Annotated in this window: 19 protein-coding genes; 10 read left to right on the top strand and 9 right to left on the bottom strand. The window is 30.1% G+C overall.

What is annotated here, in order from left to right; all coding sequences use genetic code 11:
- Positions 1 to 3: 3 nt before the first annotated feature.
- The 5 genes from bamA to CLU82_RS06050 form a co-directional block, all read right to left on the bottom strand.
- Positions 4 to 2748 (bottom strand): outer membrane protein assembly factor BamA, encoded by a 2745-nt coding sequence (bamA, locus tag CLU82_RS06070; RefSeq protein WP_100842244.1) that lies wholly within the window; start codon positions 2746 to 2748, stop codon positions 4 to 6.
- Positions 2681 to 3418: an isoprenyl transferase gene (locus tag CLU82_RS06065; RefSeq protein ID WP_100842243.1), complete on the bottom strand. Its 738-nt coding sequence runs from the start codon at positions 3416 to 3418 to the stop codon at positions 2681 to 2683. The genes bamA and CLU82_RS06065 overlap by 68 nt, the downstream gene beginning before the upstream one ends.
- A gap of 5 nt (positions 3419 to 3423) precedes the next feature.
- Complete coding sequence (locus CLU82_RS06060) at positions 3424 to 4101, bottom strand: DUF6089 family protein (RefSeq protein WP_100842242.1); 678 nt, start codon at positions 4099 to 4101, stop codon at positions 3424 to 3426.
- A 157-nt stretch (positions 4102 to 4258) separates the two neighbouring features.
- The gene (locus tag CLU82_RS06055) at positions 4259 to 5143 is read right to left on the bottom strand and encodes an NAD kinase (protein ID WP_100844950.1); all 885 of its coding nucleotides are present in this window, start codon (positions 5141 to 5143) and stop codon (positions 4259 to 4261) included.
- 54 nt (positions 5144 to 5197) lie between these two features.
- Complete coding sequence (locus CLU82_RS06050) at positions 5198 to 5857, bottom strand: CBS domain-containing protein (RefSeq protein ID WP_100842241.1); 660 nt, start codon at positions 5855 to 5857, stop codon at positions 5198 to 5200.
- A gap of 115 nt (positions 5858 to 5972) precedes the next feature.
- Here CLU82_RS06050 and CLU82_RS06045 point away from each other — a divergent pair, with 115 nt between their 5' ends.
- Both CLU82_RS06045 and CLU82_RS06040 read left to right on the top strand, forming a co-directional pair.
- The gene (locus CLU82_RS06045) at positions 5973 to 6686 is read left to right on the top strand and encodes a pyridoxine 5'-phosphate synthase (RefSeq protein WP_100842240.1); all 714 of its coding nucleotides are present in this window, start codon (positions 5973 to 5975) and stop codon (positions 6684 to 6686) included.
- Between the two features lie 80 nt (positions 6687 to 6766).
- Positions 6767 to 7528 carry an alpha/beta fold hydrolase gene (locus CLU82_RS06040; protein WP_100842239.1) on the top strand — a complete coding sequence of 254 codons (762 nt, stop codon included), beginning with the start codon at positions 6767 to 6769 and terminating at the stop codon, positions 7526 to 7528.
- On the opposite strand, the gene CLU82_RS06035 is transcribed toward CLU82_RS06040, so the two are convergent.
- On the bottom strand, positions 7488 to 9479 hold the full coding sequence (locus tag CLU82_RS06035; RefSeq protein ID WP_100842238.1) for a DUF6734 family protein: 1992 nt from the start codon (positions 9477 to 9479) through the stop codon (positions 7488 to 7490). The genes CLU82_RS06040 and CLU82_RS06035 overlap by 41 nt on opposite strands.
- Positions 9480 to 9727: 248 nt before the next feature.
- Here CLU82_RS06035 and CLU82_RS20700 point away from each other — a divergent pair, with 248 nt between their 5' ends.
- From CLU82_RS20700 to CLU82_RS06005, 7 genes are all read left to right on the top strand, one after another.
- Positions 9728 to 9883: a hypothetical protein gene (locus CLU82_RS20700; protein ID WP_157813330.1), complete on the top strand. Its 156-nt coding sequence runs from the start codon at positions 9728 to 9730 to the stop codon at positions 9881 to 9883.
- Between the two features lie 104 nt (positions 9884 to 9987).
- Positions 9988 to 11151 carry a hypothetical protein gene (locus CLU82_RS06030; RefSeq protein WP_157813329.1) on the top strand — a complete coding sequence of 388 codons (1164 nt, stop codon included), beginning with the start codon at positions 9988 to 9990 and terminating at the stop codon, positions 11149 to 11151.
- A gap of 1 nt (position 11152) precedes the next feature.
- Positions 11153 to 13036, top strand: coding sequence for a prenyltransferase/squalene oxidase repeat-containing protein (locus tag CLU82_RS06025; RefSeq protein WP_100842236.1), 1884 nt, complete (start codon positions 11153 to 11155; stop codon positions 13034 to 13036).
- On the top strand, positions 13005 to 14174 hold the full coding sequence (locus CLU82_RS06020; RefSeq protein ID WP_100842235.1) for a peptidase, M50 family protein: 1170 nt from the start codon (positions 13005 to 13007) through the stop codon (positions 14172 to 14174). The genes CLU82_RS06025 and CLU82_RS06020 overlap by 32 nt, the downstream gene beginning before the upstream one ends.
- 105 nt (positions 14175 to 14279) lie before the next feature.
- The gene (locus CLU82_RS06015) at positions 14280 to 14624 is read left to right on the top strand and encodes a phage holin family protein (RefSeq protein ID WP_100842234.1); all 345 of its coding nucleotides are present in this window, start codon (positions 14280 to 14282) and stop codon (positions 14622 to 14624) included.
- 188 nt (positions 14625 to 14812) lie between these two features.
- Positions 14813 to 15157 (top strand): heavy metal-binding domain-containing protein, encoded by a 345-nt coding sequence (locus CLU82_RS06010; protein ID WP_157813328.1) that lies wholly within the window; start codon positions 14813 to 14815, stop codon positions 15155 to 15157.
- Positions 15158 to 15272: 115 nt separating this feature from the next.
- Positions 15273 to 16094, top strand: a complete 822-nt coding sequence (locus CLU82_RS06005; RefSeq protein ID WP_100842232.1) for an MOSC domain-containing protein — start codon at positions 15273 to 15275, stop codon at positions 16092 to 16094.
- Between the two features lie 346 nt (positions 16095 to 16440).
- Here the strand turns inward: CLU82_RS06005 and CLU82_RS06000 are convergent, their stop codons facing one another.
- From CLU82_RS06000 to CLU82_RS05985, 3 genes are all read right to left on the bottom strand, one after another.
- A complete protein-coding gene (locus CLU82_RS06000) occupies positions 16441 to 16623 on the bottom strand; it encodes a hypothetical protein (RefSeq protein ID WP_100842231.1) in 183 nt (60 codons plus the stop codon).
- Positions 16624 to 17101: 478 nt separating this feature from the next.
- On the bottom strand, positions 17102 to 17743 hold the full coding sequence (locus tag CLU82_RS05990; RefSeq protein ID WP_100842229.1) for a trans-aconitate 2-methyltransferase: 642 nt from the start codon (positions 17741 to 17743) through the stop codon (positions 17102 to 17104).
- Between the two features lie 124 nt (positions 17744 to 17867).
- On the bottom strand, positions 17868 to 18578 hold the full coding sequence (locus CLU82_RS05985; RefSeq protein WP_157813327.1) for a hypothetical protein: 711 nt from the start codon (positions 18576 to 18578) through the stop codon (positions 17868 to 17870).
- Between the two features lie 460 nt (positions 18579 to 19038).
- Here CLU82_RS05985 and CLU82_RS05980 point away from each other — a divergent pair, with 460 nt between their 5' ends.
- Positions 19039 to 20364, top strand: a complete 1326-nt coding sequence (locus tag CLU82_RS05980; RefSeq protein ID WP_100842227.1) for a trigger factor — start codon at positions 19039 to 19041, stop codon at positions 20362 to 20364.
- Positions 20365 to 20523: the final 159 nt, after the last annotated feature.

Genomic DNA, 20523 nt, shown 5'->3' with positions numbered 1-20523 from the left:
TATTTAAAATTGTTGCCCTATTATGAAATGCGTTTGCCATCCGCTTGGTTGTATTTGTCCAGGAACTGCATCAAATCCATAACCGAAATCAATACCTAATAATCCAAATGCAGGCATAAATACTCTTAATCCAACTCCTGATGAACGATTTAAATTAAACGGTTCGTAATCAGATAATGTTGCATAGGCTTGTCCTGCTTCTGCAAAAGTTAAAGCATATATAGATGCAGATGCTTTAAGAGTAATTGGATAACGCAATTCTAATGAGAACTTATTATAAATAGTTGCACCATACGAATCTCCATTACTATTTGCAGGAGTTAAAGAGCCGTTTTCATAACCTCTTAATCCTATGTTTTGTCTTCCATCGATAGAACTTCCAGCCATACCGTCTCCTCCTAAATAGTATCTTTCAAAAGGAATAACTCCTCTATCTTGATTGTACGCTCCTAAGAATCCAAACTGAGCTACACTACGCAATACTAGTTTTTTATATAAAGTAGTATACCAATCACCCGTAAATTGTACTTTATAGTATTCTAACCATTTATATTTTTCCTGATCTACTTTTCCTGGATCTGCTACTGCATCTTGATATTTGTCTACTTTATTTGGAACAGTACCCCCAGAAGAAGGTAATTTGTCTAGGTAATCTCCAGAATTTACTACTCTGTCATTGTTGTCGACATAAGAAGCGCCAGAGTAAATATATTTATATTTTTGTTGTTCTCCTAATGTTGCGTAATCTATTCCGTTGAAAAGAGAATACGGAAGAGTGAATTCACCAGTTATTCCAAATTCAGCACCATACATTGGAAATATTGGATTTAGACCTTTACTGTTACGTGTTAAACCTATATTGTATGATAAGTTTTTAGAACTACCGTTGGCAAATGTAAATAATCCATAATAGTAATTATGTAAATCATATTGCTGGAATCTAAGTGATTGAGAAAGGGTGAAGAAATCATCAGGTACAGTTAATCTTTTTGCCAATCCTACAGATAATGAAAGTATATTTATATACTTTGATTTATCAACATTTTGTGTTTGATAGTTTGAGCTATATTGTTGGCTGAAAGCAAATGAAGTACTAAATGAAATAGGTTTTTTCCCTCCAAACCAAGGTTCTGAAAAGGATAAACTATATGTTTTATAGTAAGAACTTGCTTGTAAACGCAATGCTACTTTTTGTCCATCTCCCATTGGAAGTGGTCGGTAAGCATCTTTTTTAAACATATTTCTTGCCGAAAAGTTATTGAATGATAGTCCTAAAGTTCCAACGAAACCACCTCCACCGTATCCACCTTGAAGTTCTATCTGACTGGCACCTTTTTCTACAACATTATATTCAATATCTACAGTTCCAGCTGAGGAGTCTACGTTTTTGAATTTAGGTTCAATTTTTTCAGGGTCAAAAAAGCCTAATTGACCAATCTCTCTGATGGTTCTAACTAATTCTGCTTTGTTATATTTTTGACCTGGCATTGTTCTAAGTTCTCTATAGATTACTTCGTCATTTGTCTTGTCATTTCCAACTACTGTTATTTTGTTAAAATAAGCAATTGGCCCTTCCGTAATTCGAATTTCAAAATCAATTTTATTATCTATGGTTTTGGTCTCTACGGCATTAATGTTTGAGAACAAGTATCCATTATTTTGATATAAGTTAGTGATGTCATCACCATCTGGTTTTGACTTATCTGCAATTCTTTCTTGTAAAAGTACTCCGTTATACACATCCCCAGTACGTATCCCCAGCATGCTTCTTAAGCCTTCGTCAGAATAAACAGTATTACCAATGAATTTAATGTCTCCAAAATAATATTTAAGACCTTCTTCAACTTTTATTTTAATATAAATTGCGTTTTTTGCTTCGTTATAAGCAACAGAATCACTTACAATACGTGCATCTCGGTATCCAATTTTTTTATAGTCGTTAACTATTTTCTCTAAGTCTTCTTGATATTTATCCTCAATGTATTTTGATCTCTTTAAAAAATTAATAGAGTTTTTAACTTTTGTGTTCTTCATTGAACTTAAAAGTTTACTATCAGATAATTCTTTATTGCCTTCAAAATCAATTTTGTAGATCTTTATTTTGTCTCCGACATCTACTTTTACAAGCATATTCACTTGATTGCTTGCAAGGGTATCTCTAGTCGTTGTTATGTGAACTTTTGTATTGAAAAAACCATCCTTTTTGTATTTTTTTTCAATGTAATTTTTGGTAGTTGTGATTAGATTTTCGGTTACAATTTTACCATTAGTTAGTCCATTATCTTTAATAAAACTTTCGGTTTTACTTTTAGATACTCCAACAAATTTTACTTGATTTATTTTAGGTAATTCTTTGATGTTCAGGTCAAGGAAAATGCTGTCATTTTCTATTCTATTGATGTAAAAAGAGATTTCATCAAAAAGCCCAAGTTTGCCTAATTTTTTTATTGAACTACTAATTTGTTCACCAGGAATTGTAATTTCCTGTCCTTTTTCTAGGCCAGCAAATGTAACAACAGTTTGAGGGTTGAAACTAATATCTCCAACTACTTTTACATCTCCTAATATGTATTTTTTACCTTGGTCAAATGGGACTCTATCTTGTGCTTTAATTTGAGTAAAAGATCCTAATATTATAAAGGTAAGGACTAGTTTTATGCTTTTATGTAACACTAAAAAATTATTTAATTTGTTCACTTGTTTTTCCAAATCGACGTTCTCTTTTTTGATAACTAATAATAGCCTCATGTAAATCTTGTTCTTTAAAGTCTGGCCATAGCACATCTGTAAAGTATAATTCTGAATAGGCTATTTGCCATAGCAGAAAATTACTTATCCTATGTTCACCACTGGTTCTTATTAATAAATCAACATCTGGTATATTATGCGTGTAAAGATGCTCATTAATAATTGAATCGTCAATACTGTCTATTGAAATTATATTATTTTTAACTTTATCGCTTATTTTTTTTACAACATTTACTAATTCTTCTCTAGATCCGTAGCTTAAGGCTAGAGTTAGTGTCATTTTAGTATTTTCTTTAGTCTTATCGATAACATCAAATAATTGTTCTTGGGCTTTTTTGGGTAACTTTTCTAAATTGCCAATTGCATTCATTTTGATATTACCTTCCAGCATTGTAGGTAGCTCTTTATTTAATGTTTTAATTAATACTTTCATTAAAGTTTCTACTTCAAGTTTAGGTCTGTTCCAGTTTTCAGTAGAGAAAGCATATACGGTTAAGTACTCAATTCCTAAAGAATTGCATTCTTTTATAGTTGTTTTTAGAGATTTTGAACCGTTTTGATGTCCAAGTGTTCTAAGGAATCCTCTTTGTTTTGCCCAACGCCCATTTCCATCCATGATGATGGCTACGTGTTTGGGGATATTTTTTGTGTTTATTTCGTCTTTTAACATCTTATTTAATCTGCGCAGTAGCATGGTTTTTCTCCAAAAGTATAAGTCAAAGTTATACCAGAGAATACGTACCAATCATTATTATTTAAGTTTCCAAACTTTGGCAAGCTACTATTACTAGGATTACTGCCGTCTATGTTGTCTGTAAATGTATATCTAGCTCCTACTTCTAGTCCTAAAACAAAATTTCTTGCAAAATTAGTTTTTACACCCAAAGTTATTGGTATTGCAATCGAGCCTTTTGTATTGTTTTTTTTAGTTTCTCCAGATTCAATATATAAGTTGTCATAGATGAAATAGCTAACACCTGAATGTACATATGGTGTGAATTTCGGTCTTTCTTCGTGTAAATTAAAATCAAAAAAATTAAATTCTAATCCAGCTGATAGTTCTTTTATATTATTAGTAAAACTATATCCTCTATTGTGACGACTAGTTTCTTTCGAGTCGCTGTCATTGCCTGAAATTTGTGATTGTGTATACGAAAATCTATAGGCATGCCTTGGGCTTCGATTCCATTTATATAAAATTCCAAAAGCAGGTTCATTTGGAGCAATATAAGTTGTTGAACCTACGTCTCCAATGTAATTACTTCCTCCAAGGAAAACTCCTATTTCATGAATTTGAGCATGAATAGAAGTAAAAGTAAAAAAACATAAAAATGAAATGAAAATTTTGCTCATAAAATTATTAAGTTGCCTGCAAATATAATAATAATCAATAGGATTCGACACGCATCTATTGAATACTGTCTTTTTTTAAAAGAAGATCCCTTTTTATACTGGAATCATTGAGGTTATAAACGAAAAAAAAACAATAATTAGTATATTTACCTTTTAATTAATTCCTTCTGTCTTCGCCCCAAAGTAGTTTTGTTCTCAGGGTTTTGAAGAATGTTTCTTCAGGAATCTCAACCATGTTGATTTCAAAATTGGTTTTCTTAATACTTAAAATTGAGTCATTTTTTACACTTGTAATTCTAGAATCCAAAGAGACTAAATATTGCTCTTCTCTTCCAGATACTTTTAATCGAATTTCGGTGGTGTCTGGAACAACTAATGGTCTTGCGTTTAAATTATGTGGAGCAATTGGTGTAATGACAAAACTTTTGACGTCGGGAGTTAGAATTGGACCACCACAACTTAAGGAATAGCCAGTAGTTCCTGTAGGTGTTGCAATAATTAGGCCATCAGCCCAATAGGAATTCAAAAATTCATCATTCAAATAGGTGTCTATTGTTATCATTGATGTAGTGTCTTTTCGACTTACTGATATTTCATTCAGTGCGAAATTCAGACCTTCGATAGCCGTATTTTCAGGTGAGCATGTTATACTTAATAGGGTCCTTTTTGAAATTTTATATTTTTTATCTATAACAATTTGCATGAACGCTGCTATGTTTTCTTTTTGGACAGTTGCCAAAAAGCCTAATCTGCCAGCATTTATGCCTAATATTGGAATTCCAGAATTTCGAACTAAAGTTACTGCTCTTAGCATAGTTCCATCACCACCAATACTAATTAACATATCGAAACTGGAATCTAAAACATCATGTGATGAAAAGGTTTTGTATTCTTTTTCAATGATTTTTTTTTCATACAACATGTTTAAGAAATCGGATTCAATAGCCATTTCTACATTATTATTGTTGAAAAACACAAAAATGTCTTTTATAATTGGTTCTGTGCTTACCAAATAATATTGGCCAAAAATAGCTACTTTCATTCTTTTGATATTTTGTTGTTTGTTATTGTGGGTTTTGAGTCTCCAATTCAATAACTACATATTCAAATATTTGTCTAAATAATCCGAACGTTCTTTTAAATTATTAATATAATTATCTTCATTATGTTCTGAAATGATGTCGTAATTGTATCTTCTAAAAGTTTGAATGATTTCATTCAAAGAGCCTACGTTAATTTTAAGCGTAACTTCAATAGTATTTACATTTGAACTTGAAATAAATAGGCCTAAAAGTTTGCCATTATTACTTTCTACAATTTGTGTAATTTGACTCATTGAATAGTCTACGGCATTTTTACTTACTATAATGATAGCTCCTTGTTCTTTTAAAAAAGGAGTTTCGTGAAAAAACTTAATTACATCTTCAATTTCATAGTATCCTATATAGGTGTTGTTTTCATCTAAAATGGGAACCAAATTTGCATGATTTTTGGCAAAGACTTCTAAAACGTCAAGCCAAATCATATTGGTTCTGGCAAAAAAATGTTCTAATGTATATCTGTAATCGGTGACTTTTTTGTCACTGTCGAAAGTTTCAATGTCATCAGCTACAATACTTCCAATGTAAACACCTTCCTCAATAATTGGAAAATGAGAAAAGGTTAAATCATTAAAAAATTCTTGAACAGCGCCAATAGTTTCTTGGGTGTCAATCGCTTTGTAGTCATTCGTAATGTAATCTTTTAAATCAGTCATAAATCTTCGGTCAATAAACGACGCAAAATAATCAAAAATATACAAAATATGCTACCTTTTACTTTGTATTTTTGTCATTTCAAAATAATAATATATTCAATTAATACTTGTTTCTATGACTAAACTTAGCGTTAATATAAATAAAATTGCCACTTTGCGTAATGCTCGTGGAGGAAATGTGCCTGATTTGTTAAAAGTAGCTACTGATATTCAGAAGTTTGGAGGTCAGGGAATAACGATTCATCCTCGTCCAGATGAACGTCATATACGTTATCAGGATGCACGAGATTTAAAATCAATTATTTATACTGAGTATAATATCGAGGGAAATCCTCAGCATAATTTTATTGATTTAGTTTTAGAATGCAAGCCAGACCAAGTGACTTTGGTGCCTGATGCGATTGGTGCAATTACTTCTTCTGCTGGTTGGGATACAATAAAAAATCAATCCTATCTGTCAGAAGTTATTCAAGAATTTCAACGAAACGGAATTCGAACTTCTATTTTTGTGGATCCAATTGCTGAAATGATTGAAGGGGCTAAAAAAACAGGGACCGATAGAATAGAATTATACACTGAAGCTTTTGCGCATCAATATGGTTTAGGAAATGAAAATGGAATTGATCCTTATGTAAAATCTGCAATTTTGGCTAATGAATTAGGATTAGGAATTAATGCAGGACACGATTTGAGTTTGGATAATGTTCAGTTTTTTAAACAAAATATTCCAGGTTTATTAGAAGTTTCTATTGGTCATGCGCTCATTTCCGAAGCACTTTACCTTGGATTGGATAATGTGGTGAATATGTATTTACAAAAATTGAAATAATTTTTTTAATAGATTAATGATTCTGGATTGTACAATTTGATTCTGCAATCTAAGATCTGAAATCTTCAATCTAAAATAAAATGCTTTACTCAAAAATAGAAGGCTCAGGAAAGCCTTTACTCATCATTCATGGATTTTTAGGAATGTCCGATAATTGGAAATCATTAGGAACTCAATTTGCAGCCGATGGTTTTCAGGTTCATTTATTAGATTTGCGTAATCATGGACGTAGTTTTCATTCAAATGAATTTAGTTATGAAGTTATGGTTCAAGATGTTTATGATTATTGTTTAGAAAACAGACTCGAATCCGTTGATGTGATTGGTCACTCAATGGGAGGGAAAACAGCAATGTTGTTAGCTACCACTTATCCAAATCTAATTGATAAATTTATAATTGCTGACATTGGACCTAAATTTTATGCTCCTCATCACCAGGATATTTTAGCAGGGTTGAATGCGATAGATTTTTCAGTAAAACCAAGCCGGAATGAAGTGGAAGAAATAATGAAGAACTATATTTCAGATTTTGGCACCCGTCAGTTTTTGATGAAAAGTTTATATTGGCTAGAACCCGGGCAATTAGCTTTTAGATTTAATTTGGAAGTTTTCAATGAAAAAATCGAAGAAATTGGAAAAGCTTTAGCATCTGGTTTGGTTTTTGAAAAGCCAGCACTTTTTATTCGGGGCGGAAACTCTAATTACATACTTGATACTGATTTTGAAGGGATAAAAGCACATTTTAAGTTGGCTACATTTGAAACTATTCCTAATGTTGGACATTGGTTGCATGCTGAAAATCCTAAAATGTTTTATGAATTGGCGAGTGATTTTCTTGACTAATTTTTTCTAAATCTTTGTTTTTGGGATGCAGTAAGATTAAAATTCCATCCCAAATTGTTGAAAAATATTCTTTTTGATATATCTCTGTTTCTTTAATTTCTGTATTGAAAATCGTAATTTCAGTTTCGGTAATCTCAGTAATAACAATATAAAGATTCAGGTAAGATCGAAGTTTTATTAAAGCAATTGCAGGCGTTGTGATTTTTTCAATGTTTTCAATAGTACCACGGACACCTTTTGCTTCAAAATTTAATGTTTTTAGTACTGTAACGATTTCAAGAATCGACGCGCTTTTTGCAGAATCGTTAAATTGAGAAATAATATTTTTATTGTTGTTTTCTATTTGATAGTGATTAATAACCCAGTCTAAGCAACTATAAACTTGTGTTTTTATATTGTTAATTTGTGAAGTATAAATTTGTGAAGGCTCTTGTGGTATAAAATCGTTTTTTGCTTGCGAAAAATAGATTAGACCATGAAAATACCAGCTTTTAATCAGTGTCAACAGGTCATTGGAGGGTATATCTGAAGCTAATAAGTCTTTTAATTGAATCGGATTTGATTTAATTTTTTCAAACAAATATAGCGAGGCATCATTTACTTTAATTTCGTTTCTCGAAAAATAATTCAAATCTAAAAAAAGGAGAACTATGTTTTTGTATGGATTTTTGGTTTTCAACGTTTCTTTGAAATTACCTGTTAAATTTTCATTGAACTCATATTTGGTAATAAAAATTTCATGATAAGGGTTAGCAAATATATAATAATCTTTAAAATCTAGCAGGTTAAAAATTTTGTCATAAGTAGGATACGGATTGCTTTTTATAAAATGATTGGCAAATTTTCTGTTGTCAAAGTGCGCTATTGTACTATCTGTAATATAACTGTCTTTTAGTATCGGATTTGATTTAAGCTGATTTTCATTTTCAAAATCAACTTCAAAACATTTACATAAATATTTTGTGTTTAAATATTTTGTTTTTGCTTCTTCAACTTGTTGCAGAATAGTTTTTTGATCAGAATTTTGCATTTTTAATTGACGCTTCATATAAGGGCTCAAAAGTTTTTTTTCTTTATAAATGTCAATTATTTTTTGCCAATATTCTGGATATTCTTTTTTTAGAACAAAGCTTACGAAATTTGCATTTGTGGCTGTTTTTTTAAAATCACTCAGCAAATGAATATAACTTTCAGTGTGTGGTACTTTTTCTATTTGAACAAATTCAGCAAAAGTATTTTCTGCCAAGTCTATAATCTTATGGTTTTGTAGGGCAACATGAATGTTTAAGGTTGTACTCAAAGCATAATATAGATACTGTTCAGGTATAATGTGAATGTGATTATTATCTTTGGTAAGCAAAGCGAATTGGTTTTTGTTTTCTTCATAGAATTGGATTGCTAGTCGCGTATATTCTTTAAAAAAGGGAATGTTTGTACCACCAATAATTCCTGCATTATAGGCTTTATTCTCGCTGTCAGAAATGTTTAGCCAACTTGGCACAAATGAAGCTTGCTTCTCTAAAGCAGTTATACAGGACTTATAAACGGGTAAATTGCTCTCTACGTTTTGGGCAATTAAGTCAGACTGCATTAGTTTTTCATCAAAAGCTTTCCATATAAAAATGTCTCCATCTACATGCAAAAAAGGTTTTTCTTGGAGACTATAAGTATGTATTTTAGAGTACGCCCACATACTAGGTAAGAGCGAGTGCATAAAATCGTTTTCTAAAGAAAGATGTACTTTGGTGTAGGGTAAACCTAAAAGGTCAATAAGGATTTTTTTCCCTGCTTCATTGGTATGGAGTTCTACATTTTTATAAAATTTATGAAGCTGTAAGCAGGATAATGTCCAACTCATAAAATGAATCTCGGGACATATAAATCCTCCTTTATTTAATAAACTGTTTTTTTGATCCTTAGAGATCCAAAAAGTTTGGATGATTTTTGTCATTTAATAATTTTATTGCATTTTTGAAGTAGTAGAGTCATTTTAAATTTCTTCATTAAAAAATGATTAAACATACTATTTTTTGTTCGTTTTGTAAATATTCGGCAATATACAAATATTATTATTTAAAATTAAATCTTACATTTTTTTCTTTAATCTAAGAAATATTCTTACATTCGTTTTTTTGAAATTGTTGCTGCAGCGCTATTAGAAAAATCAAAATGAATTAATTAATTTTAAAAATTTAAAAAATGAAAAATCAAAATGAAGTTTTTGAAGGATTTCAAGAATTAGAAGAAAGCCAGTTGTTAGAAGTTTTCCAAGTAGAAGAATTGGAAAAAAGGTATGAATTTGCGTGGATAGATAGTATTTATATAGGAGTTAGTCCGTCAGGTTATACTAAATAAACTAACTTAGATAATTTATTCTATTCATAAAGAAGTGTGTTTAATCACACACTTCTTTTTTTAATTAAAATTTTATGAAAAAAAGGTTTGTCTTTTTGTTTTTTTTGTTTTTTAATATTTTGTGTTACGGTCAAAATATCCTCAAGAATATTGTAATTCTCGATAAATATAACAAAATGCCATTAGAGAATGTAATAATTTTTAATGATAAGGATAATAGTATATCCAATGAAGATGGTTATTTTGATTTTATTACAGGAATAAATGATATTCATTTTTCTAAACTAAGTTATAAAGATATTGATACTTCTTTCGGTGAAATAAAAAGTAAAGATACCATTTTCATGGAAAGTAAAGCAATAGATCTCGATGAAGTTATTGTTAGTAATGGAGAATCAGTCATAAAAAAAGCACATGCTGCGGTTTCTAAAAATTATATTTTATCTCCTTACACCGAGAATTTTTTTGTGAGATGTTTATTAATGAAAAATGATGAAATTATTAAACTACAAGATATTTCAGGTAAGGTTGGTAGAGAGACAATGTTTGAAACCCCTGAAATTAAAGATAATAAATACAATATTGAAATTCTCAATATGAGAAAAACAAGCTTAAATGAAAAGAGTGATATTGTACATTTTGAATTTCCAAGTTTTGAGTCGTTATATAATATGATGAATTCTATATTGTTAAAATCAGTAAATTATTACAACTATATTGAAAAAAAATCAAATGATAAAGATTATTGGGAAATAGATTTTAATCAAAAAGATATCCAACCAAATGGTCAAAGAGTAAGTGGTTATTTTATTATAAAAAAAGCGGATTTTGCCATAGTGAAGTTTTATCTTGATTTTTATGATAATATAGAGGCTGTTCCTTATCAAGAAAAAAAAGGGCATAAATTTAGAACTACGAAATATATTTTTATGGTTAATTATATGAAAAATCCCACTGTTGGTAAATATTATTTGAATAGCGCTGTATTTGATATGCAACTTGAAGTATTAGGTGATAAAAAAATAGAAAAAACAACCCATTACGATTTTCAAGCTAATTATATTACGGTAAATAGTTTTACAAACGAAACAATAAACCCCAATTTTTCGATTGATAAAGAAATATTTAAAGCAAAATTTCCCTATTCAGATGAATTCTGGAAAAGTCAAAATCAATTACCATTAACTAAAGACTTAAAAAATTTTTTGAATACAGTTTCTCAGAAAAAAGAGTATAAAAAAGAATTTGATATTATAGGAAATTTTTAAAATGCAACAAAAATTCAACAATTACATCAATGATTTACCTATTGCTGATGATTTTAAAAAAATAATTACAGACACTATTTTCAAAGACAACAATCCTGTTTACTATCAAAAATATCCAGAACTTTTTGCAGAAGCATTTGTTGTAAAGCAAGATCAATTAGACTTACTCAATATAGCAGGATATTTATATTATCAAGCAACACTTTTTACTGATGGGCTAATCGATGACGGAGATATTTCAAAATTCCCTTTGATTACTATTTGCCAAGAAGAAAGCATAAAAATACTAGCCAGTATTTATGACTTAACTAGTGATTTTTGGATATTGTGGAATTCTCGCAAAAAAGAGTATTTGGAGGCAATTTATTTAGAGAAATTGTTGAATAAAAAAAAGGTTGTAAGACTGTATGAATATGAAATTTTAGCTGATAAAAAAGCAGCCTTCGGTAAAGTTGCCATAGATTGTTTGTTTAGTTTAAATAAAGAAAAAGATGAATCACTTTACCAACAATTATTACAGTCGCATTATTATTTTTCGGTAGCTTTTCAGCTCAATGATGACTTGCAAGATTTTAAGAAAGATCTCCAAAAAGGACAGTTTAATTGGGTAAATTATTTGTTACAGCAACAAGAATTGCTAGAAGTTGAAGTAGATGTTTTAGAAAAATATCTGTACATTCGGGGCATTTCTAAAAAAATATATTTACTTGGAATAGAGTATTGTGATAAAGCGTTACATCTTGTAGCGCATGTACAAGTTGCAAATTGGAAAGAAGTATTGAATGATACCAAAAAGAGGTTTTCAACAGCAATTAAGGAAATTGACAATTATTTAGAGATTTTAATTGCAGAAATAAATGGGTCAAAACAAAAAATAAAACAAAACACTATTAAAAAAAGTTTAGATCTAGCAATTCAATCCATCAAAATAAAACAGCAAGAAAACGGAAGTTGGCGAGAATATGTAAATCAAGGAGGAATAAGTAATGTATGGTCAACAGCATTTGTATTGTCTAAAATTACCGAGGATAGTTTGTTAAAAAATATCTTTTTTGAAGAAGTTAAAAAAGGAATGGTGTTTTTAGAAAACAACAATAAATCAGGTCTTTGGAGCTACAATATTACTTGGATAAGCGATGCCGATTCGACCACTTTTGTTTTTTTAAGCTGTCTTTTTGATGATAAAGAAATCAAAACAGAATGGTTGGAAAATTGGTTGATTTTTCAGAAAAAAAACGGAAGCTTTTCAACATATAATGATAACAAGTATTTACTAAAAGCATTAGATGATATAAATATAACTGATGTAAGTGGTTGGTTATATACACATAACTGTGTTAGTGCTGTTGCATTTTATTTTTTAGCAAATTATGACCAAGATAATACTTCTTTTATGAATTTGAAGACTTATTTTGATTCTAATTTATTAAAAGCATTGACAGCTTATTGGTGGTCGAGTAACTTATATACTCTATATTATTTGGCTAAAACTTATTCTTTATTAGAAAATAAATTTAATTTAAATATAATCCTAAAGGAAGTTAAAAAACAGCAAAACCAAAATGGTAGTTTTAGTGATTCTTATGGAGAGAATGTGTTTTATACAGCATTAGGTTTAGAAGTATTAGTTTTATTGAGTCAAAAAGCAGCTTCACTAAAAGCAGTGAATTATATTCTTAAAAATCAATATAATGATGGTTCATGGGGAAATTCAAATGCTTTGCAAGTTCCTAATGCTACTGATACAAATCCTAAAGGGGACTACGCCATTGCTTCTTTTGGAATGAATGTTAGAGCCAAAGAATTTAATCGATTATTTACAACAGTTTCCGTATTACAAGCATTTACAAAATATGAACAAAAACAGAGTTCCGCAGCTTTCTAAAGAAATTAGCTATCATTCAATAAATAAGAACGAATATTTTATTCACGAAACCCAATGGGATCATCGTGTAAAGATATCATCTCAGTTATATGATTTTTTACAAATAATAGATAATAAAAAAACATTAGAAACGATTGTAGTAGAATATAATTCTAAATATGATTACAAATTAAAAGTAGATTTTTGTTATGCTTTTTTGTTTGAAAAATTAGCTGAATACGGTATTATAATTAATGAAAATCAAGTGATTAAGCCAAATGAAAAACCTGATTATTTAAAATTAAGTTTTATAGTAATCAGTGAAAAACAAGTGTCTAAATTTACAAAATATTTACAGTTTTTGTTTCTTCCTGGTGTGATGATTACAATACTAATACTTTCCATTTTTATACTTTCTTTGAGTTTTTATCAATTTTACAATCAGATTTTATACAGTAATATTGCAAAGTCAGAATGGTTAACTTTTTTCTTATTGAGTTTTGTAGGTGTAACTTTCCATGAGTTTGGTCATGCTTCAGCGGCACATTATTTTAAAGCAAAACATGGTGGTATTGGCGGAGGTTTTTATCTATTTATACCAGTTTATTTTGCTGATGTTACAGATATTTGGAAATTACCAAAAATCCAAAGAATTATCGTAAATGCTGCAGGAATTTATTTTGAAATAGTCTATATGCTATTCCTTATATTGATAGGATTTGTTTTTCAAAGCCAGTTGTTAATTGTCCTTTCTTGTGTTATTTCATTCTCGGTTTTACGAAATTTAAATCCTTTTTTGAGAAGTGATGGTTATTGGATTTTATCAGATGCTATAGAAAAACCAAATTTGATGCATCATGGTTCCAAAAATGTTGCCCAAGTTTTTAAAAGTAAAAAAAACTGGAAAGGGTTAGATTATTTTGTACTATTCTATGGCTTGATTAGCAAAAGTTTTATATTGTTTTTTTTGTATTTCGTGCTAATCAAAAATCCAGATTCTATTCTCTATTTTCCTCAAAACTTTGCTAAATTTGTTTCTAATATTTTTAATAAAAACAGTCATTTCTCACTAGCAGAGTTAGGAAAAATCTTAATACCGATTTTGTTTTTTTATTTAGTTTTTAAATGGTTGAAAGTTTTGATTAAAAAAATTATTTAATTTTAGTTGGAAGAAGCTTCAATAAATTAGTAAGTCATTTTTTGAAATAATTGACGATACTGTAGAAAAATTATTATATTTATTGAAATTTTAAAAGGCTCAACTATGAATTTGATTATAAGAATAATTGTTACCGCAGGGTTGGTTTTTGGGATTGCACATTTTTTGCCAGGAGTTCATATTGCTGGACCTTTTACAGCAATGGTAGTAGCTATTGTTTTAGGATTGCTTAATATTTTTATTAAACCAATAATGGTATTGTTGACTTTGCCTTTTACTATAGTAACTTTAGGTTTGTTCTTGTTGGTTGTAAATGCTTTGATGATATTATTGTGTACCAAAATTGTTGGAGGTTTTACTGTAGATTCATTTTGGGTAGCGATGTTTTTTAGTATAATATTATCTTTGTCGCAGTCAATTGCTTATTCTATTATAGGTGGAGATAAATAAATTTCAGTTTTATTTGTTGTAGCTTTGTTAAAAATCTTACTAGAATTAAATAAGGAATAATTATATTAGTTTAGCTGTATTTGGTATCTTTAGGAAGTCCAAATACAGTTTTTGCTTTTTAAAAAGACTATCTTTAAATGTTGAAAATAGTTGAATAATAATATAGTAACGTTGAAAAAATAGAAATTATGAGAACAATAATCTGGGTATTAGTATTCTTTTTTGCAATGGGTAATGTAGTGGCTGCTCAAACAACTACTACAACGACCAAAAAAGAAGTTCAGAAAACAATGTACACTTGCTCGATGCATCCTAAAGTAATGAGTGACAAAAAAGGAAAGTGCCCTAAATGCGGAATGGATTTAGTAGAAAGTAAAGAAAAAGTGAACAAAACAACTGTAAAAGAAACAAAAACGACAACTGCTGCAAAAAGTAAATATGTTTGTACTATGGACGGTTCTACATCTGATAAACCTGGAAAATGTCCAAAATGTGGAATGGCAATCACAGAAAGAAAACCTGAGAATAAATAAAATTAGTATATTCCTTTTTTAAACAGCCTTTTGATAAGGCTGTTTTTTTTGTTGGTTAAGCAAAGACAGTAATGTTGAAGAAAATTATTTTGTAATTTTGAAAAAAAATAAAGTTATGTTGAAGCTTTCTGAAATTTGGGTTTATCCGGTAAAATCATTAGGAGGTATTTCGTTACAAGAATCTCAAGTTACTGATCGTGGTTTGGAATTCGATCGACGTTGGTTGTTGGTAGATGATGATGGTCAGTTTTTAACGCAAAGGGAATATCCTAAATTGGCACTTTTTCGACCGGAAGTTGAAGGAGGTAATCTGAAAATTACACATAGAGGACTTTTAGAATCTATTACTGTTCCACTTCGTCCCGTTTCTGAGAATGAAATAGCTAAAATTAAAGTAACAGTTTGGGATGATACGATTGATGCTTTTGAAGTAAGTGCAACAATTTCAGAATGGTTTACAAAACTGTTGAAGATTTCAGTTCGATTGGTTTATATGCCTGATGCAAGTGAGCGAAAAGTAGATCCTCGTTACACAATTTCTGGAGATGATATTACTTCATTTGCGGATGCGTATCCCTTTTTGATTATAGGACAAAGTTCGTTGGATGATTTGAATGGACGCTTGGAAGAAAAAGTGAGTATAAATAGATTTCGCCCTAATTTTGTTTTCACCGATGGTGAAGCTTTCGAAGAGGATTCTTGGAGCCATTTTAGTATTGGAAATGTTCCTTTTGTAGGGGTGAAGCCCTGCGACCGTTGTATAATGACAACTGTTGATCAGGAAAAAGGAATCATTTCGGGGAAAGACCCATTAAAAACATTAGCAAAATTTAGAAAGTTCGGAAATAAAGTATTGTTTGGTCAAAATGTGATTGGACTAGGGTTAGGAGTTGTTTCAGTTGGCGATGAAATAAAGTTGTCGAGTAGAAATTCGTAGGCATAATTTTAAATATCAAATCAATAAAAAAAGGAATGTATATCATTCCTTTTTTTATTTAAAAACACTTCACCATACTATTAATAAGGTGCTCCTAACTATTTTGTAGGCGTCGCCTATTTTTAGATAGGCTCGCCTACGTTTTTGATAGCTGTGCCTATCGTTTTTGTAGGTAACACCTATGATTTAGATACGCTAGCCTACGTTTTTGATAGGTGTTCTAATTGTTTTTATAGGTATCACCTATGATCTGGATAAGTTGGCCTACGTTTTTGATAGGCGTGCCTATTGTTTTTATAGGTAATACCTATGGAATGGATAGGCGTGCAAATTTGTTTTGAGAAGATTACTCTTTCTTATGTTGCTGTTCTGTGTGGTTTTGATTTTTGAGAACCAGATTATCTCCAGTATTCATTCCGTTTGACATTCCGATCATAAATGCGGTAATGATTAGCATTAGTTTTCTTTTTAACCAATGAGTAGGCTGCTTGGATTTCTCCAAACGAGTTTTGTTGTTGTGTTTATACATTTTGTAAATGATAAAGGATTAGACTTTTTTTATCATCGTTATGCATGGAATTGCATAAATGCTCAGAAAGGATTTTCTAAGCTATGTATAAATCAGAATAGTGGTTGCTTGATGTAATTATTTTGCTCAAAAAAGTGTGTTGAGCTTTTAGGATACTTATGTTTTGATACAGTACAATTCGCAGTTTTAGAAGAACTCGCGTTTGAAGATTGTAGATATCTTGTAATTGGAGATGTGCAAAAAGAATTGGAGAAACAATTTTTTCAGACGAATGTATCTGATGGAATTGGTGTAATTTGAAATTCTTATGACTAAATTCATTTCTAGTCTTTACATACGAAACTTGATAATACTCCGCTGAATTTGATTGAGAATATAAAACACCATCATTCACCATCAAGCCAAGAGCAAGAAGGAGTGAAAGGAGATATTTTAAATATTTTGTCAATTTATACAATTTGAGTTGTCTATTACGATGCTAAATTACTATTTTTTTCTTTGCGGTTAATATGGTATGTGTTTCTTCAATAGATTCGGATCTTTTGTATTTCACTTCAAATACTTTTAAATCTTCAAATGAATTCTCCAGGAGTTGTTTTTTTAATTGGTCTAATTCGTAGAAATAGAAATAGCTTCTATCGCCACTACTGCTCGTTTGAAAGTCTGATTTATCAGGATCGCCCTCAACAAAACTGATGTATAAAAGCCCATTGTCATTTAGTAATTCAGAGGTGTCATGAATTAATTTTTCACTATCGTTGTGTGATAAATAAGGTAAGCAAAAACCACAAACTATTCCGTCATATTTTGTTGTTAGCTCACTTATATGTCGAATGTCCATCACACTGAAACGTGCAGTTGGATTGTTCTTTTTTGCTAGTTCAATCATGTTTGGCGCAATGTCAATTCCGTGAATGTTAAAGTCAGGTCGCTTGGATAAAAGATATTTTGCAATATTCCCTGGACCACAACCAATTTCTAATATTTCAGCATTTTCTTTGGGGATTGAGTCAGATATAAAGTCATAGGTCTTGTCATATAAGTCCAAGTTCATGAACTTGTCTTCGTATAGGGAAGCGATTTTGTTCCAAGTTTTAAATGTTTCTTTATAGTTGCCCATTTAGTTTGTGGTTCTGTACTTTATACTTTTGAAGTTGAATTTTTATAGTTGTTGATTTTGATTGTGGGTACGGATTGTAAATCCGCGCTATCGGGTTCTAAATCCACTCTATTGTATTTGTAGTCTATAAAATATCCTTCCATTTGTTAAAAAGATAAACTACTGTTTTAAAATATAATCTATCGCTTTCTTTTCTAGTTAATGAAATTAAGGGGTATAATTCTCTTACCTGAACACAAAAAGCTTTTGCACAAGCTTCTTCGATTAATTTGTAGTCTACCAATCCTCTTGTTAATTTTATGGAAAATGACTCCAAATAACCTAATGTTAGGACAGCTTTTGTTTGAAATTTTAAATTATTAGTATGTAATTCACATAGCTCATCATATAAATTGGAATCTAATTTTTTTAATTCTTCATTCGTGAAGATAATGTTTTTGTTCTTTTTTAGATGGTTAATTAAATCATCGGATATCATTCGTTTCGAAAGCTTTTTTTCTGTGTACTTGATTGTTTCGTGAGCCGTTGGTACTAATTTTTCATAATAGAAATCAAGCGTTTGCATCGTATTTGAATGTAAGTATTGTTTTATTGCGATGTAAGCAATGACTAAAGTAATGTTTGCTCCGTATAATTTGTAAAATTTTTCATGGACTAATAAAAAAGTATTAATAGTTATAATTGAGGGGGAGGTTAATGAATTGTTATGAATGCAATCGATTAAGGAAACAATAAAAGCTATAAGTGTAATAATAGAAAGTATCCATGTTGAAATTCTAAATAAGGTCATTAAAATTCTATGGTCTTTATTAAGGAAAAGTTTGATTTTATTCATTTTAGAGTTTAGCTAATTTTATCAATTGAATAATAATTTTACGAAATGGAAAAGTAATAGTTTATGTTTTAAATAAGTTTTAGTTAAATAACAAAAACTGTTGTAACCGTTTGACTTAGTTTTAGTAGTTATTCAAATGTATTGAAATAAATGATTATTTCGTAGGTCTTAAATAACAAAATAATCTCATTTCACCCAATCCCGCGTGAAGGATTGCAGTGAAAATCCTTTTTTGTCATGAAGCGATAGTGGAATGATAAAAAAGATTGTAGCGGAAAGCCTGACCCGAAGTTTTTACGAAGGGGCACGCCCAAATTATTTAATTGATTTGTATTTGTGCTATAAACATCTAAAAATCACAACAAATCTCTCTGAAATTCAAATTCTTAAAATACTTGTTTGCCTTGCAAAAGTTTTGTAATTTTGCGACCCAATTTTATAATGTAAAATAAAGAAGAAGATGGATATCAAAAGAGTAGCAATAGACGCTGTGAATGAAACGATTGTAATGACAGTTGTTCACATGGATTACAAAGGACAAGTAGCAAAAAGAATAAACGAAAAAATGCCTTTGGCGACTGTAAAAGGTTTTAGAAAAGGTGCTGTGCCTAAAGACCTTGTTGAAAAACAATACGGAAAAGCTATCAAACAAGAAGAAGTTCAAAAAGTTGTTGATTTGGCTTTGGAGCGTTACGTACAATCTGAAAGATTAAACCTATTAGGAACTCCACTTCCTAAAGTAAATGAAGCTTTTTCTTGGGATGCTGAGGAATTAGTTTTTGAATACGAAATTGGTTTAGTTCCTGCTTTTGAAATTAATTTAGAAGCTGAAAATAACATCGTAAAATATGTGGTTACTGCTGATGATAAATTAATTGACGGTCAAGTAGCACGTATCCAAAAACAATTTGGAAATGCAAATCCAGTTGAAAAAGTAACTGCAGATTCTGATATCGCGGGTACTTTTGTAAATGCTGAGAACGGAATTGATAACCAAACAACTTTCTCTTTAGACGTATTTAAAGATAAAGCTACTGCTGATTTATTCATCGGAAAAGAAGTTGGTGATGTTGTTACTGTAAATACTAAAGGTTTATTTCAAGACGATCATCAATTGATGGATTACTTGAAAGTTGGTCACGATAATGTACATGATTTAGCTGTTGATGTAGATTTTACAATCTCTGCCATCAATGTTTCTGAGCCAGCTGAATTGAACCAAGAATTGTTTGATAAATTGTTCGGAGAAGGAAATGTTGCTTCTTTAGAAGATTTGAAAGCAAAAATCAAAGAAGATGCTGAATCTCAATTTGCTCAACAAGCAGACCAAAAATTATTGGCTGATGTTCAAGATTTCTTGATCGAAAATACAAAATTTGATTTACCATCTGAGTTCTTAATCAAATGGTTGCAAACTGTTGGAGAAAAACAATTAACTCCGGAAGAAGCAATTGTAGAATACGCTAGATCTGAAAGAGGTTTACGTTTCCAATTGATCGAAGGAAAAGCAATGGCTACAAGCGATATCAAAATTACTTTTGAAGACTTGAAATCATTCACAACAAAAAACATTCGTCAACAAATGGCTCAATTTGGACAAACAAATCCTACTGACGAAGAAGTTCAAGGAATTGTGGCAAGAGTTTTATCTAACCAAGAAGAAGTAAAAAGGCTTTCTGATCAAGTAGTTGCGGAAAAATTACTTGAATTATTTAAAGAAAAAGCAAATCCTACTACCAAAGAAGTGACTTACGAAGAGTTTATTGCTGCTTCTTACGGAGAATAATTTATAAAAAATAAGTATATTTGAGCGTCAAGATATTTTTGTTTTGACGCTCTTTGTTTTAAAATGGTTAAGAAAAAACGGTTTGAAGGAGGATTTATATTGTTCTCTAGATAATTATAATGAGACACTTTGTCACAAAAAAATAAAAAGGTATGACCT

This window comes from Flavobacterium sp. 5, from assembly GCF_002813295.1.
Classification (GTDB): Bacteria; Bacteroidota; Bacteroidia; order Flavobacteriales; family Flavobacteriaceae; genus Flavobacterium.
Note: the sequence above shows the minus strand (reverse complement) of the source record. Positions and strands in the feature narration are given on the sequence as shown.

Excerpts from the sequence above, each read along its gene's own strand:
- bamA (WP_100842244.1), bottom strand. The coding sequence starts at position 2,748 with ATGAGGCTATTATTAGTTATCAAAAAAGAGAACGTCGATTTGGAAAAA.
- CLU82_RS06065 (WP_100842243.1), bottom strand. The coding sequence starts at position 3,418 with ATGTTAAAAGACGAAATAAACACAAAAAATATCCCCAAACACGTAGCC.
- CLU82_RS06060 (WP_100842242.1), bottom strand. The coding sequence starts at position 4,101 with ATGAGCAAAATTTTCATTTCATTTTTATGTTTTTTTACTTTTACTTCT.
- CLU82_RS06055 (WP_100844950.1), bottom strand. The coding sequence starts at position 5,143 with ATGAAAGTAGCTATTTTTGGCCAATATTATTTGGTAAGCACAGAACCA.
- CLU82_RS06050 (WP_100842241.1), bottom strand. The coding sequence starts at position 5,857 with ATGACTGATTTAAAAGATTACATTACGAATGACTACAAAGCGATTGAC.
- CLU82_RS06045 (WP_100842240.1), top strand. The coding sequence starts at position 5,973 with ATGACTAAACTTAGCGTTAATATAAATAAAATTGCCACTTTGCGTAAT.
- CLU82_RS06040 (WP_100842239.1), top strand. The coding sequence starts at position 6,767 with ATGCTTTACTCAAAAATAGAAGGCTCAGGAAAGCCTTTACTCATCATT.
- CLU82_RS06035 (WP_100842238.1), bottom strand. The coding sequence starts at position 9,479 with ATGACAAAAATCATCCAAACTTTTTGGATCTCTAAGGATCAAAAAAAC.
- CLU82_RS20700 (WP_157813330.1), top strand. The coding sequence starts at position 9,728 with ATGAAAAATCAAAATGAAGTTTTTGAAGGATTTCAAGAATTAGAAGAA.
- CLU82_RS06025 (WP_100842236.1), top strand. The coding sequence starts at position 11,153 with ATGCAACAAAAATTCAACAATTACATCAATGATTTACCTATTGCTGAT.
- CLU82_RS06020 (WP_100842235.1), top strand. The coding sequence starts at position 13,005 with ATGAACAAAAACAGAGTTCCGCAGCTTTCTAAAGAAATTAGCTATCAT.
- CLU82_RS06015 (WP_100842234.1), top strand. The coding sequence starts at position 14,280 with ATGAATTTGATTATAAGAATAATTGTTACCGCAGGGTTGGTTTTTGGG.
- CLU82_RS06010 (WP_157813328.1), top strand. The coding sequence starts at position 14,813 with ATGAGAACAATAATCTGGGTATTAGTATTCTTTTTTGCAATGGGTAAT.
- CLU82_RS06005 (WP_100842232.1), top strand. The coding sequence starts at position 15,273 with ATGTTGAAGCTTTCTGAAATTTGGGTTTATCCGGTAAAATCATTAGGA.
- CLU82_RS06000 (WP_100842231.1), bottom strand. The coding sequence starts at position 16,623 with ATGTATAAACACAACAACAAAACTCGTTTGGAGAAATCCAAGCAGCCT.
- CLU82_RS05990 (WP_100842229.1), bottom strand. The coding sequence starts at position 17,743 with ATGGGCAACTATAAAGAAACATTTAAAACTTGGAACAAAATCGCTTCC.
- CLU82_RS05985 (WP_157813327.1), bottom strand. The coding sequence starts at position 18,578 with ATGAATAAAATCAAACTTTTCCTTAATAAAGACCATAGAATTTTAATG.
- CLU82_RS05980 (WP_100842227.1), top strand. The coding sequence starts at position 19,039 with ATGGATATCAAAAGAGTAGCAATAGACGCTGTGAATGAAACGATTGTA.